We start from the raw sequence: 16,805 nt of genomic DNA on the forward strand, positions 1-16,805 counted from the left end.
GTCGGCATGAGCGAGCGAAACAACGAGTTTGTGAATTTCGCGGAGTTTCCCGATTTCGGGCTGACCCCGGCGCAGCGCCGCGAGGCTGTCCTCGGCCATTATTACGAATATCCCGGCATGGACGGGCCGCGCGGCGAAATCTGGTGTTATACCGACGCCTATTCCTATCTGCCGGGCGCGACGGTTCATCTTCAGGTAAGTGCGACCGCGCAACGTTTCGACATCGAAATCGTGCGGGACGGCGCAGTGGAAGCGCCGGTATTCTCAAAACGCGGGATCGACTGCAAATGGCAGGATACACCGGCGCAATGTTCGGTCGTCGGCTGCGGCTGGGAAACGACATTCGCCGTCAGGACGGATGAGACCTGGCCCTCCGGCGCTTATCGCATCACGCTGAAGGCGCATGGCAATGACGGCCAGCCCATCCATTGCCATCACCTGTTCATCCTGCGCCCTGCGGCGGGGCGCAAGCCGGGCCGTATCCTGCAGGTTGCCGCAACCGGCACATGGACGGCCTATAATACCTGGGGCGGCTCCAACCATTATCAGGGCATTACCGGGCCGAACGGCGATCAATATGCGACGACGGTGAGCATCGAGCGCCCGTTCTGCCGTGGCTTCGCGCTGCTGCCGCCCGATGCGCCGCGTGTGCCGCTGGAAATCGTCACGCCCCCTGCCGCGCCCCCGCGCTATCCGCACATGGAATGGGCCTATGCCAATGGCTATTCCAAGAAATATGCCTCGTCCGGCTGGGCAAGCTATGACAGCCTGTTTTTCCGCTGGGCCGAACGGGAAGGCTATGCGGTCGATCTCGCAACCCAGCATGAGCTGCATTTCGCGCCGGAAATTCTCGACGGTTATGACTGCGTGGTCTTTGTCGGTCATGATGAATACTGGACATGGGAAATGCGCGATGCCGTCGATAATTATGTCGATGGCGGCGGTCGTGCGGCGCGTTTCGCCGGCAATTTCATGTGGCAGACCCGGCTTGAGGATAATGGCAAGCGGCAGACCTGCTACAAATACCGTGCCCGCGCCGAAGATCCGGTCTATCGCTCCGCCGATCCGCGCCGCACAAGCGGCTGCTGGGAAGCGGCGGAAACCGGACGGCCTGCCGCAGAGACATTCGGCCTCAACGCCTTGCGCGGGCTTTATGTCGGCTGGGGCGGCTGCGCCCCGCGCGGCGTGCGCGGTTTCCCGGTCTATCGTCCCGAACACTGGGCCTTTGCAGGAACCGGCATCTATTACGGCGATCTTCTGGGTTCGCAAGGCCATGCCTTCGGCTACGAGGTCGACGGACTGGATTATGTGATCCGTGGCGGATTGCCGGAGCCGGAAGAGGGCAGCGGCGCACCTGACGGGTTGCAGATTCTGGCGCTCGGCATGTCGTCTCTCAAGGAGGAAAGCGCGGATATTCCGGCCGACGACCAGTTCCTTTCCGACGCCGATGCAAAATTCGTGGCCGATACGCTGATTGGCAACGATGGGGATGCAGCCGTGGAACGCACCAAGCGGGGCTGCGGCATGATCGTCAATTTTCCACGCGGCAAGGGCGAGGTCTTCCACGCCGGAAGCTGCGAGTGGGTAGCGGCCCTCAAGCGCGGCGACCGCATGGTCGAGCGCGTGACCGCCAATGTTCTCAACCAATATCTCAAGCGCTGACAGAGTAACGCCATGCTCAACACAAATGCACAGAATGAACGCCCGGCATCACATCTTTTCTACCAGTCGCGCCTGCGCAGGCCGCTGGTGGATCGCGCCGAGGGCATCTACATCTGGGATCAGGACGGACGTCGCGTCATCGACGGATCGAGCGGCGCGATGGTGGTCAATATCGGCCATGGCAATCGCAACGTGCTCGATGCCATGAAGGAGCAGATGGACCGCGTGACCTTCGCCTATCGCCTGCATTTCGAAAACGAACCGGCGGAAGATCTGGCACGCATGGCCGCAGAGCGTATGCCGGAAGGTCTGGACAAGATATTCTTCGTTTCCGGCGGTTCGGAAGCGGTCGAATCCTGCATCAAGCTCGCCCGCCAGTGGGCGGTTGCGACCGGGCAGGGCAAGCGCTGGAAAGTGATTTCGCGCTTTCCCTCCTATCACGGCGGCACGCTTGGGGCGCTCGCCGTCACCGGCTATGCGGCCCTGAGCGAGCCTTTCGCGCCCATCATGCGCGAAATGCCCAAGGTTCCGGCGCCGACCGCCTATCTCGACCGCGACAATCTCTCGATGGAACAGCGCGGACAGAAATATGCCGACATGCTGGAGGAACGGATTCAGGAGGAAGGCCCTGAAAGCGTGCTCGCCTTCATCATGGAGCCGATCGGCGGCGCCTCTACCGGCGCGCTGGTTGCGCCCGACAGCTATTATCCGCGCATCCGCGAAATCTGCGACCGTTATGGCATCCTGCTGATCCATGACGAGGTGATGAGCGGCGCCGGGCGCACCGGCAAGTTTCTGGGCGGCGACCACTGGAACTGCAAGCCGGACCTGATCGCGCTTTCCAAGGGCTTTGCCTCCGGTTATTGCCCGCTGGGCGCGATGGCGGCGCCGGGGCGCATCGTGCAGCCGGTTCTGGACGCGGGCGGCTTCCTGCATGGCTTCACCTATGCCGGCAATCCGCTGGCCTGCGCGGCAGGCAAGGCAGTGCTGCAGGAAATCGATCGCCTCGATCTCGTCGGCAATGCCGCCCGCATGGGCGATGCGCTGAAGGGCGAACTGGAAGGGCTTGCAAAGCGCTTCCCCTTTATCGGCGATGTGCGCGGCAAGGGCCTGCTGCTCGCTGCCGAATTCGTTTCCGACCCCGAAACCATGAAGCCGCTGCCGAAGGAGCTGAACGCCCATCAGCGCATGGTCGATCTCGCCTATGAGCGCGGGCTGATCATCTATTCGCGCCGCACACGCGGCGGCGTCGAAGGCGATCATTTCCTCGTCTGCCCGCCCATGATCGTCAGCCGCGAACAGGTCGGCGAGATCACCGACATCCTCGGCGACACGCTGGAGGTTCTGGCGCGTGAGCTCAAACTGCCCGTGAATGCGTAAGGAAACCGGATCATGACCGACAAGAAGAAAATGCGTCGCAAGGTGATCATCACCTGCGCGGTGACGGGTTCCGTGCACACGCCGTCCATGTCGCCGCATCTGCCGGTAACGCCCGACGAGATTGCGAGCGAAGCCATTGCGGCAGCGGAAGCGGGTGCGTCGATCCTGCATCTGCATGCCCGCGACCCGCGCGACGGCAGGCCTTCCGCCAATCCGGACCTGTTCATGCAGTTCCTGCCGCGCATCAAGCAATCGACATCTGCCGTGGTGAATATCTCCACCGGCGGCTCGTCGCTGATGACGCTGGAGGACCGGCTGGCCGCGCCGCTCCGGGCAGAGCCGGAAATGTGCTCGCTCAATATGGGTTCGATGAATTTCGCGCTATTCCCGGCACTCGACAAGCCGCGTGAATGGAAACATGCGTGGGAGCCGGAACTGCTCGAAGCCACCCGCCATTCCATCTTCAAGAACACTTTCGCGGACATGGAAGGCATCCTGACCAGTCTCGGACAGGGCTGCGGCACGCGTTTCGAGTTTGAATGCTACGATGTCGGCCATCTTTATTCGCTGGCGCATTTCCGCGACCGGGGACTGGTGTCGGGCCATCTGTTCATCCAGTTCGTCTTTGGCGTTCTGGGTGGCATCGGGGCCGATCCGGACAATCTCATGCATATGAAGCGGATTGCCGACAAGCTGTTCGGGGACGATTATTCCTTTTCCGTGCTGGCGGCGGGGCGGCACCAGATCCCGATGATAACCATGGCGGCCGCCATGGGCGGCAATGTCCGCGTGGGGCTGGAAGACAGCCTTTATGACGGGCGCGGCCAGCTTGCCAGAAGCAATGCCGATCAGGTGCGGCGCATACGCGGCATCCTCGACGGCCTGTCGCTGGACGTTGCGACGCCCGAGGAGGCACGCGAATATCTGGGCCTCAAAGGCGGAGACAGGGTGGCGTTCTGATGCCGAAAATCGTGTTGGACAGCAAAAGGCGCGTCATCGTTCGTCTGGGCGAACCCGCTGATGCCGAAATGATCCATGAGGCGATCCGCATCATGGGCGAGGGGCTTGGCGCTGCCGACAGGATTTCCAGCACGGTCGAGGATTTTCGCCGTTACGGTTTCGGCCCCTATGCGGCATTCACCAGCCTGATCGCCGAGGTGGACGGGGCATTTGCCGGGCTGGCCCTGTTTTTCCCCATCTTCTCGACATGGTATGGCAAGCCCGGCGTCTACGTGCAGGACCTCTATGTCGATGAAGCCTTTCGCGGCAACGGGATCGGCGAAGTGCTTCTGCGCCATGTCTCCTCCTGGTCGATGGCGCGGGGCGGCGTCTATCTGCGGCTGGCCGTGGACCGGGACAATATTGCTGCGCAGAGATTTTATGAGCGGCTCGGTATCGGCTGGATCGAATCCGACCGCGATCACGGCGCCTATGGTGAGGATTTCACCCGCCTGGCGCGCATCAATCAAATCAGGGAGCAGTCATGAAAGCCTTTTACGCAGTCGAGCAGAAGCGTCACGACCCGAAAGCCTTTCTTTCCAGCGGCGCGCCGCAGCCGAACCCCGAACAGCCGGAGCGTGTCGAACGTCTGCTCGCCGGTGCAAAGGCCGCAGGCTGCGAGATCATCCGTCCGCAAAATCACGGCCTTGGCCCGATTGCGGCCGTGCATACGCCGGAATATCTGGAATTCCTGCAGCACATCCATGCCCGCTGGCGGCGTATCGAAGAGGCGTCGGAAGAGGTGATCCCCAACATCCATCCGCTCGCGCGTGACGGCCGCTATCCGGCGTCCGCCGTGGGGCAGGTCGGCTATCACATGGCCGATACGGCCTGCCCGATTGCCGAACACACGTGGGAAAGCGTGTGCTGGAGCGCGTGGAGCGCGGTCGATGCCGCCGATGCGGTGCTTGCAGGGGAAGTTGCGGCCTATGCGCTCTGCCGTCCGCCGGGGCATCATGCCTTTGCCGATGTGGCGGGCGGCTTCTGCTTCGTCAACAATTCGGCGGTCGCCGCAGAGCGCCTGCGCTCCAATGCCCGGCGTGTGGCGATCCTCGACGTCGATCTTCATCACGGCAACGGCACGCAGGGTATATTCTATTCCCGTCCCGATGTGCTGACCGTCTCCATCCATGCTGATCCGGTGCGTTTCTATCCATTCTTCTGGGGCCACGCCGACGAACGCGGCGAAGGCGCGGGGCTTGGCTACAATCTCAACCTGCCGCTGCCGCGCAAATCCGGCGACGCCGAATTCCTCGCCTCGCTCGACACGGCCTTCCGCCGCATCGAAGCCTTCGCGCCCGATGCGATCGTGGTCGCGCTCGGCCTCGATCCGTTCGAGGGGGATCCGTTCGGCGGGTTGTCGGTGACTACCGGCGGTTTCGGACGCATTGCCGAAGCAATCGCGAAGCTGCGGCTGCCCACCGTCATCGTGCAGGAAGGCGGCTATCTGTGCGATGCGCTGGGCGATAATCTCACGGCCTTCCTCGGCGGCTACCGGTCGGTGGCGCGATGAGCGGTCTTGTTACCTTTGTCGGCGTCGCGCATCCGTGGATGTGCGATGTCATGGGGCATATGAATGTCCGGCATTATGCCGGGATGTTCGACGATGCGAGCTTTCAACTGCTTGGCCACATCGCAGGGAAAATTCCCGATGACGCATTCGGCTGGGCCGATGTGCGCTCGGCAACCGAATACAAGCGTGAAGTGCCAGCCGGGGACCTGCTGACGATCTGTTCGCAGGTGTTGAAAGTCGGGCGCTCGTCGATCACGTTTCGCCAGACGATGGCGGGTTCGCTCGACGGCGAACTGCGCGCGGTCAACGAAGTTACCTCTGTATGTTTCGACAAGGTTGCGCGGCGTTCAGCCGAACTTGCACCCGACATGCGCTTGAGGGCCGAGAGGCTGCTTGCGGATCAACCGGCCTGCTGACATGAAAAATCCAGCACGCTTTTCGTGCAGTCGCATTGAAGGTCGCGCAACAGGCCGTCCTTGAGGCCGTAAATCCAGCCATGCACGACAATCTCCTTGTTCTGTTTCCAGGCCGATTGCAGAACCGGCGTGCGCGACAGGCTTTCCACCTGCGAGGCGACGGTCAGCTCGCAAAGCCGGTTCAGGCGTTCTTCGGGATCGGTAAAGCGGTCCAGTTCCTGCTCATGTGTCTGCGCGATATCGCGCACCGGCTGCAGCCAGTTGTCGATGATGCCGTGGCCATAACCGGCCATGGCGGCGCGCACGCCGCCGCAACCGTAATGGCCGCAGACGATGATGTGCCTGATCTCCAGCACCTCGACCGCAAATTCGAGCACCGACAGCAGGTTGAGATCGGCGCGATGGACGAGGTTGGCGACGTTGCGGTGCACGAACACCTCGCCCGGCTGCAATCCGGTGACGACATTGGCCGGAACGCGGCTGTCGGAACAGCCGATCCAGAGATATTCCGGGCGCTGCATCGAGGACAGCCGGCTGAAATATTCGGGATCTTCCCGGCGTTTTTCCGCGGCCCACTGCCGGTTATGTTCGAAAAGGTCTGATAGCATGAACCCGTCTCATCCGGATGATCTTCATTCTCGGACATAGACGAATATAGAAGTACAGTATTTGATGCGGATCAAGCAGGACCTGCTTCGGCAGTGGAAGGAGCGGGCCGGATGCCCGCTCCCTCTGATTTTATTCGGCGGGCTTGTCGCTGCGGCCGATGCCGAGCAACTGATAGAACACGAGGGCGGCTAGCGTCGATGTCGCAATGCCGCCGAGCGCGAATTCGCCGATCTTCAAGGTGAAGTCGCCCGCGCCGAAAATGAGCGCCACACCGGCGGTGAACAGGTTACGGGAATCCGCGAAATCCACCTTGTTGACGATCCAGATGCGCGCCATGGCCGAGGCGATGAGGCCGAAGACCGAAACGGCAAGACCGGCCAGAACCGGAGCCGGGATCGTCTGCAGGATCGCGCCGAATTTCGGCGACATGCCGAGGATCAGCGCCATGACGGCGGCAATCACGAAGATCAGCGTGGAATAAACCTTGGTCATCGCCATGACGCCGATGTTTTCGGCGTAGGTGGTAACGCCGGTGCCGCCGCCCGAACCGGAAATCATGGTCGCGATGCCGTCACCGAGGAAGCCGCGGCCGATGTAGCGGTCCATGTTCTGGCCGGTGATAGAACCGAGCGCCTTGATATGACCGAGGTTTTCCGCCACCAGCACGATGGCGACCGGCGCGATCAGGGTGATCGCCTGCCAGTTGAATTCCGGCGTGGTGAAATGCGGCAGGCCGAACCATGCCGCATTGCTGACGGCGGTGAAATCGATGCCCGGCACGATGCCGAGGCCGTTGCCGAGGATCAGGACCAGCAGATAACCGAAAAGCAGTGCGAAGAGCACCGACAGGCGCTTGGTGCCGCGCGGACCATAGGCGGCGATCATACCCATGCAGAGAACGGTAAGCAGCGCGATGGTGATATGCGTGCCGCTTCCCTTCAGCTGGCCGACAGCGACCGGGGCGAGGTTGAGGCCGATGGAAACGCCGATGGCGCCGGTGACGACCGGGGGCATAAGCCGCTCCACCCAGCCCGTGCCGATGGCCATGACCACGAGGCCGATAAGCGCATAGAGCGCGCCGCAGGCGATGATGCCGCCAAGCGCGATTGCTATATTGGGATTGGGGCCGGAGCCGCCATAGCCCGTCGCGGCGATGACGACCGCGATGAAGGCGAAGGACGAACCGAGATAGCTCGGCACCCGGCCTGCCGTCAGCACGAAGAACAGAAGCGTGCCGATGCCGGAAAAGAAGACGGCTACATTGGGATCGAAGCCCATCAGCAGGGGCGCGACGATGGTCGAGCCGGACATTGCAAGCAGGTGCTGCACGCCCATCGGAATGGCGGCGGCGGCCGGAAGACGCTCGTCAGGAAGCACGACGGCGTTTGATGTCAAACGCCAACTTGGAAAATAGCCCATGATGTCCCTCTGGAAAATATTATCCGTTTGTTTTTAACGCGCATCTTTTCCGAAAACCGCTTCGCACTTTTCGGGACGCGCTACTGCCTTTATCGACTCATGCCACCGATTTCCAGAGGGGAACAGTCCAAACAATGAGGGAGCTGTTGATGAGCCGTCCTGGAGCGCCGCACGTGCTTATGAACGCACAAACGGCCCTCCAGACTGTAGAATCCACGCATCCTGCTTTCAGGCTGATGTTGCAGCGATTTCATCCGTTTACGGTCACGCGGCCCGCATCGTCCGTCACTTTCCCGACAATGCGGGCGGATGGATAGCCGGCGGCGCGGATGCTGCCGAGGAGCCTTTCGCCTTCCTGCGGCGCGCAGGATACGAGAAGCCCGCCGGACGTCTGCGGGTCGGTCAGCAATTGCTGTTTCCAGAGCGGATAGTCGTCCGGAAGCTGCACGCCATGGCCGTAGCTTGCCCAGTTGCGGGTGGAGGCTCCGGTTACGAAACCGGCCTGCGCCAGATGTTCGGCCTGATTGAGAAAGGGCAGGGCGGAATAGTCCAGCGCAATGCCCGCATTGGAGCCGCGCGCCATTTCCAGCGCATGGCCGAGAATGCCGAAGCCGGTCACATCGGTGACGGCATGAACGGCGTCATCCTTGCCGAGTTCGGCACCGATCCGGTTCAGCAAGGTGACTGACGCCATCATTTCATCATAACCGGCGCTGTCGAGTTCCTGCTTCTTGAAGGCGGCGGAATAGATGCCGACGCCGATTGCCTTGGTCAGGATCAGCGTGTCGCCGACACGCGCGCCGCTGTTCCTGCGCAGGTTCGAAAGCTTGCAGGTGCCGATGACCGCCAACCCATAGATCGGTTCCGGCGCGTCGATGGAATGCCCGCCTGCAACCGGAATGCCCGCTTCCGCGCAGATGCTGGAACCGCCCTTCAGGATTTCTCGGATCATTTCGGCGGGCATCTTGTTCACCGGCATTCCGAGGATCGCCAGCGCCATGATCGGCGTTCCGCCCATGGCATAGACGTCGGATATCGCATTGGTGGCCGCGATGCGCCCGAAATCGAATGGATCGTCCACCATCGGCATGAAGAAATCCGTCGTGGCGATCACGCAGTTTTCGTCGTCCAGTTGCCAGACGGCGGCATCGTCGCCGGTTTCCGTTCCGACGAGAAGCTGGCTGAACGGCTGCATGACCGGCTGGTCCGACAGCAGATCCTGCAAAACGGCTGGAGCAAGCTTGCAGCCGCAACCGCCGCCATGGGCAAGCGTGCTGAGACGAATAGGCGATGCAATATCCATGATAACCTCAAAACTTATATCGTTATTTCGCGTGCGGTCATGGCGTAGCGGAAGGCGTCCGCATCGAGACAATCCAGACGGGTGCTGGCGACTTCGGCCTGCGGATACATGAGGAAGCCGAGTTCCGGCCCTTGCGCGGAAGGCAAGACGATATCGCTGCCGTCATTGAAGGCGATCCAGTTGCCCTCCCAGGAGCCGAAGAGTTTTTGCCGCACGGCTGCGACACGCGGATCGTCGGCGGGGAGCCCGTCCTTTTCCTCTTCCAACATCACCTTGCGCACATCCGCCGGATCGGTCGCGACCCAGCCGATGCCGTCGAGATAGATTTCGGCGCGGCAATGCTGGGCCTTGGTGATGACCTCGTTTTTCGCGCCGAGGCTCTTGTAGCCGAAGGCGGAAGGCGCGACGCGCACGCCATAAAGGTCGCGGGCCGGAATTCCCGCCGCCCTGACGAGAGCCACGAACAAAGGATTGATGTCGGCGCATTTGCCGCCGAGATCGCCGCTGTCGAGCATGGCGACAATATTGCCGTCTCCGCAGCCGCGCGTGGAGGCCCGTCGATAGGTGTTGGCGACGACCCAGTCGTAGATCCGGCGCGCCTTCTCCTGATCGGTATCGGCATCCGCAACGATCCTGTCAGAGGTCTGCTTGACGATGCCATCGACTGGCGCAAGCCGCGTTCCCGCCAGATAGCGTTCGCGTTCCGCGCGGGTCAGCGGCACGGCCTTGGCCGGTGCCTCGAGATTGCCCGAACGGTCGCGGGTGGAGATGAGGCTGATGATTTCGGCTTGAGGCTTTTCTTCCCCTCCATCCCATTCGAGATAGAGAAGGCCGGTGCCGCTCGCCGGATCGCGGTCGAGCCGCGCGACCTTGGCATTGGTCGTCCAGCGATTGCCCTCCGGGCGGTTCCAGTCATCGGCGTTGAAGCCCGCCAGCGGCACCCAGACACGAATGACTTCTCCCGAAGCGGCAGGCGTGACGCTGGTTGTGATCTCGAAGCTGCGCCAGTCCGACGGCTGCGGCGCGAATGCGGTGCTGGCCGCAGAGGCAAAATTCGGCAGCATGCTGACGGCGGCACAGGCCGCACCGGATTTAAGAAGCTCCCGACGGTTCATGACGATCCCCTTTTTGCTCTGAATTGTTCTGTGCGATGGCGTGGAAGGACGACTTTCGCGCCGCCAAGCTGGAAGGTCCGGAAACCCCGAAAAGCCCGGAACGCGCGAAGGGCATAGATGCAGCGATGGCAGGAAATTCGGGCTGTGGTTTTGCGCGGCTGAGGGGAGCCGGAGCCGAGGGCCGCACGATGCCGTCGCATCGGGTCAGGGAAGCCGGTGCGAGGCAGGAGCCGCTCAAAATTCAAGCCCCGAAACTCGGGAGCAACAAAAGAAGCCACGACATCAGTCTGGCGTTTTTACACGGCAACGTCAATCAGCTGGCACGTTTCCAAGTCATTCCTGTGGTGAGGTTCATGTATTAATACCTGACTATGAAAGTCATATTATTGATAAATGGGTCTTATTGTTAATTAATTTAACCTGCCCTTCGGTTGACAACTTGGGTTTATTGCGGTGAACTGATGTCAGGCAAGTCCAATTCAGGGAGGGATATGCTTCGGCATTTTTCTTCTGACGATCAGGGAGGTGCAGCGCAATGAATGTGGAGCTCTCACGCCGCCAGTTTCTGGGCGGAACGGGGGCGGTAGTGGCGGCTTCGGCGCTTGGGTCCTTCGGTTTTGGTGCGGTGGAAAGCGCCTATGCCGAAACCATTCGCCCCTTCAAGCTGACCAACACGACCGAAACCCGCAATACCTGCCCTTACTGCTCGGTCGCCTGCGGCATCATCCTCTATTCCAAGGGGGATGTGAGGAAAGGCGAGAAGGCCGATCTGATCCACGTCGAAGGCGATACGGATCACCCCACCAATCGCGGCACGCTTTGCCCGAAGGGCGCGGCACTCAGGGGTTTCGTCCAGGCCGAGACCCGCCTGAAAAATCCGCGGGTGCGCGAGCCGGGCGCCGCCGAATTCAAGCAGATTTCGTGGGAGGATGCGCTCGACCGCATCGCACGCCATCTGAAAGACGATCGCGACGCAAACTTCATCGCGAAGAATGCGGCGGGCACCACGGTCAATCGCTGGGTCTCGACGGGTTTTCTCGCGGCATCGGCCACCACCAACGAAACGGCGTTTCTCACCTACAAGGTGGTGCGCAGCACAGGCATAGTCGCATTCGATAACCAGGCACGCGTCTGACACGGCCCGACGGTGGCGAGTCTCGCCCCAACATTTGGCCGCGGAGCAATGACCAACTCCTGGACCGATATCAAGAACACCGATCTCGTCGTCGTCATGGGCGGCAATGCGGCGGAAGCGCATCCGTGCGGCTTCAAATGGGTGACGGAGGCCAAGCACCATCGCGGCGCGAAGCTGATCGTCGTCGATCCGCGCTTCACGCGCACGGCTTCCGTGGCGGATTTTTACGCGCCTATCCGGCAGGGTTCGGATATCGCCTTCCTGCTCGGCGTCATCAACTACTGCATTCAGAATGACAAGGTGCAGTGGGATTATGTGAAGCATTTCACCAATGCCAGCTACATCATCAAGGATGGCTTCGAGTACAAGGACGGGCTGTTTACCGGCTATGACGAGGAAAAGCGCGACTACGACCGCTCGAGCTGGGAATATGTGATCGGCGATGACGGCTATGCGGTCGTCGACGATACGCTGCAGAACCCGCGCTGCGTATGGAACCTGCTGAAAGAGCACGTTTCCATCTTCACGCCGGAAATGGTGGAGCGCATCTGCGGCACGCCGAAGGAGAAATTCCTGAAAGTGGCCCAGATGATGTCCGAATGCTCGGCGCCGGACAAGACGATGACGTCGATGTACGCGCTCGGCTGGACGCAGCACTCCAAGGGATCGCAGAATATTCGCTGCATGGCGATGCTGCAGTTGATCCTCGGCAATATCGGCGTGCGCGGTGGCGGCATGAATGCGCTGCGCGGTCACTCCAACATTCAGGGGCTGACCGATATCGGCCTGATGTCCAACCTCCTGCCGGGCTATATGAACATCCCGGTCGAAAAGGAGACCGATCTCGAAATCTACATGTCGACACGCGGTTTCAAGCCGCTGCGCCCCAACCAGACGAGCTACTGGCAGAACTATCGCAAGTTCTTCGTCAGTTTCCAGAAGGCGATGTGGGGCAGCGCCGCGACCGTCGAAAACGACTTTGCTTTCGACTGGCTGCCGAAGCTCGACGTGCCGAACTACGACATGTTGCGCATCTTCGACATGATGCATGATGGCAAGGTCAACGGCTATGTCTGTCAGGGGTTCAATCCGCTGATGGCGGTGCCGAACCGCAAGAAGCTGACCGATGCCCTGTCGAAGCTGAAATTCCTCGTCACGATGGACCCGCTGGAAACGGAAACCTCGCGTTTCTGGGAAAACCACGGCGAATTCAACGATGTGGATTCTGCTTCCATCCAGACGGAAGTGTTCCAGCTGCCTTCCACCTGCTTTGCGGAGGACGAAGGTTCGCTCACCAATTCCGGGCGCTGGCTGCAATGGCACTGGCCCGGTGCCACACCGCCCGGCGAGGCGAAGACCGACAACTGGATCATGGCGCAGATTTTCCTGCGGCTGCGCGAGCTTTATCGCAAGGAAGGCGGCGCTTTCCCCGATCCGATCCTCAATCTCACCTGGGATTACAAGGATGAGGGCGAGCCGACAGCGGAAGAACTGGCCAAGGAGTTGAACGGCCGCGCGCTTTCCACGGTCACCGACCCGGCCGATCCGACCAAGGTGGTCGCCGAGGCGGGCAAGCTGCTCGCCGGTTTCGCGGCGCTACGCGACGACGGCTCGACGGCATCAGGCTGCTGGATTTATTCCGGCTGCTTCACCGAGGCGGGCAACAACATGGCCCGCCGCGACAATCACGATCCGGACGAGACGGGCGCCTATCTCAACTGGTCGTGGGCATGGCCGGCGAACCGCCGCATTCTCTATAACCGCGCCTCCGCCGACATCGACGGCAAGCCGTGGGACCCGAGCCGCAAGCTCATCGAATGGGACGGTTCGAAGTGGACAGGCTATGACGTGCCGGACATTGCGCCGACCGCCAAGCCGCAGGAAGTCGGCCCCTTTATCATGAATGCGGAAGGCGCGTCGCGCCTGTTCAGCCGCGGCATGATGCGCGACGGTCCGTTCCCGGCCCACTATGAGCCGTTTGAATCGCCGCTCGCCAATGTGATCGCGCCCAACATCCGGGGCAATCCGGTAGCGCGTGTCTTCAACGACGACTTCAAGCAGTTCGCCGAAACGGCTTCGGAGGAGTTCCCCTATGCGGCCACCTCCTACCGTCTGACGGAGCATTTCCACTACTGGACCAAGCATGTCCATGTGAATGCAGTCCTGCAGCCGGAATTCTTCGTCGAAATCTCGGAGGAACTGGCGAAGGAAAAGGGCATCGCCAAGGGCGACTGGGTGCGGGTGTGGTCGAAGCGCGGCTCGGTGAAGGCCAAGGCGGTGGTGACCAAGCGCATCAAGCCGCTGATCTGCGACGGCAAGACGGTGCATGTGGTCGGCATCCCGCTCCATTGGGGCTTCATGGGTGCTGCCCGCAAGGGCTTCGGCCCCAACTCGCTGACGCCTTTCGTCGGCGACGCGAACATCGAGACGCCGGAATTCAAGGCGTTTCTGGTCAATATCGAGCGCTCAAGCGCGCCTGTGGCTTAGGAGGGATAAATGTTTCCACCCGTTCCCAATCCTAGCGTCCAGCCGCAACAGCCGCGTTTCGGTGACAAGGACCTGATCAGGCGGTCGGCGTCGAATGTGACGCCGCCTGCCGAGCGCCAGACCGAGGTGGCGAAGCTCATAGACGTGTCGAAGTGCATCGGCTGCAAGGCCTGCCAGTCGGCCTGCGCCGAATGGAACGATACGCATGAGGAAGTGGGCATCAATGTCGGCGTCTATGACAATCCGCACGACCTGACGCCCGACACCTTCACGCTGATGCGCTTTACCGAGTGGGACAATCCCGATACCGGCAATCTGGAATGGCTCATCCGCAAGGATGGCTGCATGCATTGCGAAGACCCCGGCTGTCTCAAGGCCTGCCCGGCGCCCGGTGCAATCGTGCAATATTCCAACGGCATCGTCGATTTCATCCACGATAACTGCATCGGTTGCGGCTATTGCATCAAGGGTTGTCCGTTCAACATCCCGCGCGTTTCCGAGGTCACCAACAAGGCCTATAAATGCACGCTCTGCTCCGACCGCATCGCGGTAGGGCAGGGACCGGCCTGCGCCAAGGCCTGCCCCACACAGGCCATCGTCTACGGCACCAAGGACGAAATGAAGGAATGGGCCGACGGACGCATCAAGGACCTGAAATCGCGTGGCTTTGAGAATGCCGGGCTCTACGATCCGCCGGGCGTTGGCGGCACCCATGTCATGTATGTGCTGCACCATGCCGACCGGCCCGAACTCTATGCCAACCTGCCGAACAATCCGCGCATCAGCCCGGTTGTCGAGGCGTGGAAGGGCGTGTCCAAATATGCGGGCATGGCTGTCATGGGGCTGGCCGCCGCAGCGGGTCTGCTGCACTATATCTTCAAGGGGCCGAATGTCGTGACAGAGCACGACGAGGAACAGGCCGAAAAGCTCACGGGGGAAAAAAGCTCATGAGCAGGACCGACTTTGACGATGTTGAGCGCGGCGACGGCATAGAACCCGGCCCGCCGGTCAGGGTGCACCGCTATTCCGGCGGCGCGCGCATCAATCACTGGATCACCGCCGCCAGCCTGGTGCTGCTGGCCCTTTCCGGCCTTGCAATGTTCCACCCGTGGCTGTTTTTCCTGTCGGGCCTGTTTGGCGGCGGGCAGTGGACACGCGCCATCCATCCATGGATCGGCGTTGTCCTGTTCTTCAGCTTTCTCGGCCTTTTCCTGCGCTTCTGGAGCGCCAATCTGTGGAAGCGCGAAGACAGCCAATGGCTGTCGCAGGCCAATGACGTGATTGCCGGCAATGAGGAAAAGCTGCCTGAAGTCGGCAAATATAATGCCGGTCAGAAGCTTGTTTTCTGGTCCATGTCGCTTCTGATCGTGATCCTGATCGTGTCCGGCCTGATGATCTGGAACGAATATTTCGGCTCCTATACCAGCATCAACCAGCAGCGCTGGGCCTTGTTCGTTCACTCCATGGCGGCGGTTGCGGCCATCTGCGTCTGGATCGTGCATGTCTATGCCGCGATCTGGGTCAAGGGCACGATCCATGCGATGACACGCGGCACGGTGACGGGCGGCTGGGCCTGGCGGCACCATCGCAAGTGGCTGCGCGAACTGACATCGAAGCAGAAGGCGAAGCAGGGCAGCGGCAAGCCTGCCGCCTAGAGCGGCATGCTTTCAAATTGAAGCTTCATCTCGCCCCAGGCTTTTGTTTGAGCATGATTTCCCTGCGTAGCCGGTCTCCGCTTTTCGGAATCATGCTCTGAACTTCGCGCCTTCCGGGTTGCATTTCCCGGCAGGCACCTCAGAATGACGTTATTCAGTGGTCCACGTGGCCCGTTGGGTTCGTGAGGAGTGACATGGCAGGCAAGAAAGATCTGGTGCCGGACCCGACGGTCATCGGCGAAATATCGGCCCCACCCTTCGTGCAACTGCCGGACCCCGGCGCGCTTTTTGCCAGACGGGCGGAGCGCCTGCGTATTCTGGCTTCGGTCAGCCCGCTGAAACCCTATCTGGAATTCATCGCTGATCTGAGCGAGGCGCAGTCCGAAATAGACGCCGGGCTCGGCCCTGTCGCTGCGCGGCAGGAGAATGATCGGGGACGCGAATTCGGGATGCCCTCGATCGATCGTGCGGATGCCGCATCGGATGCGGGGCTTCACACCATCTTCGACCGGCTCTTCGAGCGCGCCCGCAATATCGCCAAGCCGCAGGACGCCGCCGATGCGCTGGAGCGTGTGGCGGGCAGCGATGCGAATGAACGTCGCCGGATGGTCGAGGCGATCTTTGCCGGCGTTCTGCCGCCTGACGCAATTGCCGAGCACATCTATATCTGGGCGGGATTGCAGCTTCATCTTGCGCGGCTCGCCTCGGCGCTCGACCCGAAGTCGGTGAAGCCGGTTGCCGATGGCGTCTGCCCCGCTTGCGGCAGCATGCCGTCAAGCTCCATGGTCGTCGGCTGGCACGGTGCGCATGGCGCGCGCTTCTGCTCCTGTTCCGTCTGCAACACGCTCTGGCACTATGTGCGGATCAAATGCACGTGCTGCGGGTCCACAAAAGGCATCGGCTACAAGGAAGTCGAAGAAGGCGGCGGCGTCATCAAGGCCGAAACCTGCGATGAATGCGAAAGCTGGGTCAAGATCATCTATCAGCAGCTATCCTCGGATGCCGATCCGGTGGCCGACGATGTTGCAAGCCTCGGCCTGGACATGCTGATGCGCGAGACGCCTTACAGGCGGGGTGGTTTCTCCCCGCTTCTCGCCGGATTGTGAGGCAGC

Annotated in this window: 15 protein-coding genes; 11 read left to right on the forward strand and 4 right to left on the reverse strand. The window is 61.3% G+C overall.

Annotation, left to right across the window (positions count from 1 at the left end):
• Window positions 1–6 precede the first annotated feature (6 nt).
• Genes ACOWVS_RS00215 through ACOWVS_RS00240 form a run of 6 tightly spaced genes read left to right on the forward strand, consistent with a single transcriptional unit; the run spans window position 7 to window position 5,970 of the window.
• The gene (locus ACOWVS_RS00215; RefSeq protein ID WP_006468313.1) at window positions 7–1,662 is read left to right on the forward strand and encodes a N,N-dimethylformamidase beta subunit family domain-containing protein; all 1,656 of its coding nucleotides are present in this window, start codon (window positions 7–9) and stop codon (window positions 1,660–1,662) included.
• Between the two features lie 12 nt (window positions 1,663–1,674).
• Window positions 1,675–3,042: an aspartate aminotransferase family protein gene (locus ACOWVS_RS00220; RefSeq protein ID WP_006468314.1), complete on the forward strand. Its 1,368-nt coding sequence runs from the start codon at window positions 1,675–1,677 to the stop codon at window positions 3,040–3,042.
• Between the two features lie 12 nt (window positions 3,043–3,054).
• Window positions 3,055–4,002 (forward strand): 3-keto-5-aminohexanoate cleavage protein, encoded by a 948-nt coding sequence (locus ACOWVS_RS00225; RefSeq protein ID WP_006472060.1) that lies wholly within the window; start codon window positions 3,055–3,057, stop codon window positions 4,000–4,002.
• Complete coding sequence (locus ACOWVS_RS00230) at window positions 4,002–4,529, forward strand: GNAT family N-acetyltransferase (RefSeq protein ID WP_006468316.1); 528 nt, start codon at window positions 4,002–4,004, stop codon at window positions 4,527–4,529. The genes ACOWVS_RS00225 and ACOWVS_RS00230 overlap by 1 nt, the downstream gene beginning before the upstream one ends.
• Window positions 4,526–5,554, forward strand: a complete 1,029-nt coding sequence (locus ACOWVS_RS00235) for a histone deacetylase family protein (RefSeq protein ID WP_006468317.1) — start codon at window positions 4,526–4,528, stop codon at window positions 5,552–5,554. The genes ACOWVS_RS00230 and ACOWVS_RS00235 overlap by 4 nt, the downstream gene beginning before the upstream one ends.
• Complete coding sequence (locus ACOWVS_RS00240) at window positions 5,551–5,970, forward strand: acyl-CoA thioesterase (RefSeq protein WP_006468318.1); 420 nt, start codon at window positions 5,551–5,553, stop codon at window positions 5,968–5,970. Before ACOWVS_RS00235 ends, ACOWVS_RS00240 begins: the two co-directional genes overlap by 4 nt.
• On the opposite strand, the gene can is transcribed toward ACOWVS_RS00240, so the two are convergent.
• From can to ACOWVS_RS00260, 4 genes are all read right to left on the reverse strand, one after another.
• Window positions 5,955–6,578 (reverse strand): carbonate dehydratase, encoded by a 624-nt coding sequence (can, locus tag ACOWVS_RS00245; protein WP_025092117.1) that lies wholly within the window; start codon window positions 6,576–6,578, stop codon window positions 5,955–5,957. The genes ACOWVS_RS00240 and can overlap by 16 nt on opposite strands.
• A 130-nt stretch (window positions 6,579–6,708) precedes the next feature.
• The gene (locus ACOWVS_RS00250; RefSeq protein ID WP_006468320.1) at window positions 6,709–7,998 is read right to left on the reverse strand and encodes a solute carrier family 23 protein; all 1,290 of its coding nucleotides are present in this window, start codon (window positions 7,996–7,998) and stop codon (window positions 6,709–6,711) included.
• 250 nt (window positions 7,999–8,248) lie between these two features.
• Window positions 8,249–9,301, reverse strand: coding sequence for a selenide, water dikinase SelD (gene selD, locus ACOWVS_RS00255; RefSeq protein ID WP_006472061.1), 1,053 nt, complete (start codon window positions 9,299–9,301; stop codon window positions 8,249–8,251).
• A 14-nt stretch (window positions 9,302–9,315) separates the two neighbouring features.
• Window positions 9,316–10,416, reverse strand: coding sequence for a transglutaminase-like domain-containing protein (locus ACOWVS_RS00260; protein WP_006472062.1), 1,101 nt, complete (start codon window positions 10,414–10,416; stop codon window positions 9,316–9,318).
• A 35-nt stretch (window positions 10,417–10,451) separates the two neighbouring features.
• Between ACOWVS_RS00260 and ACOWVS_RS00265 the strand changes: the two genes are divergently transcribed.
• The 5 genes from ACOWVS_RS00265 to fdhE all read left to right on the forward strand — a co-directional run bounded on the left by ACOWVS_RS00265 (window position 10,452) and on the right by fdhE (window position 16,799).
• On the forward strand, window positions 10,452–10,778 hold the full coding sequence (locus ACOWVS_RS00265; protein ID WP_006472063.1) for a hypothetical protein: 327 nt from the start codon (window positions 10,452–10,454) through the stop codon (window positions 10,776–10,778).
• Window positions 10,779–10,951: 173 nt separating this feature from the next.
• Window positions 10,952–14,038, forward strand: coding sequence for a formate dehydrogenase-N subunit alpha (gene fdnG, locus ACOWVS_RS00270; protein WP_077684181.1), 3,087 nt, complete (start codon window positions 10,952–10,954; stop codon window positions 14,036–14,038).
• A 9-nt stretch (window positions 14,039–14,047) separates the two neighbouring features.
• Window positions 14,048–14,989 (forward strand): formate dehydrogenase subunit beta, encoded by a 942-nt coding sequence (gene fdxH, locus ACOWVS_RS00275; protein WP_006468326.1) that lies wholly within the window; start codon window positions 14,048–14,050, stop codon window positions 14,987–14,989.
• The gene (locus tag ACOWVS_RS00280; RefSeq protein ID WP_006468327.1) at window positions 14,986–15,693 is read left to right on the forward strand and encodes a formate dehydrogenase subunit gamma; all 708 of its coding nucleotides are present in this window, start codon (window positions 14,986–14,988) and stop codon (window positions 15,691–15,693) included. Before fdxH ends, ACOWVS_RS00280 begins: the two co-directional genes overlap by 4 nt.
• Window positions 15,694–15,887: 194 nt before the next feature.
• Window positions 15,888–16,799, forward strand: coding sequence for a formate dehydrogenase accessory protein FdhE (gene fdhE, locus ACOWVS_RS00285; protein ID WP_006472066.1), 912 nt, complete (start codon window positions 15,888–15,890; stop codon window positions 16,797–16,799).
• Window positions 16,800–16,805: the final 6 nt, after the last annotated feature.

The sequence above is a fragment of the Brucella sp. IR068 genome, assembly GCF_049065885.1.
In the GTDB taxonomy this organism is placed as follows: Bacteria; Pseudomonadota; Alphaproteobacteria; order Rhizobiales; family Rhizobiaceae; genus Brucella; species Brucella intermedia.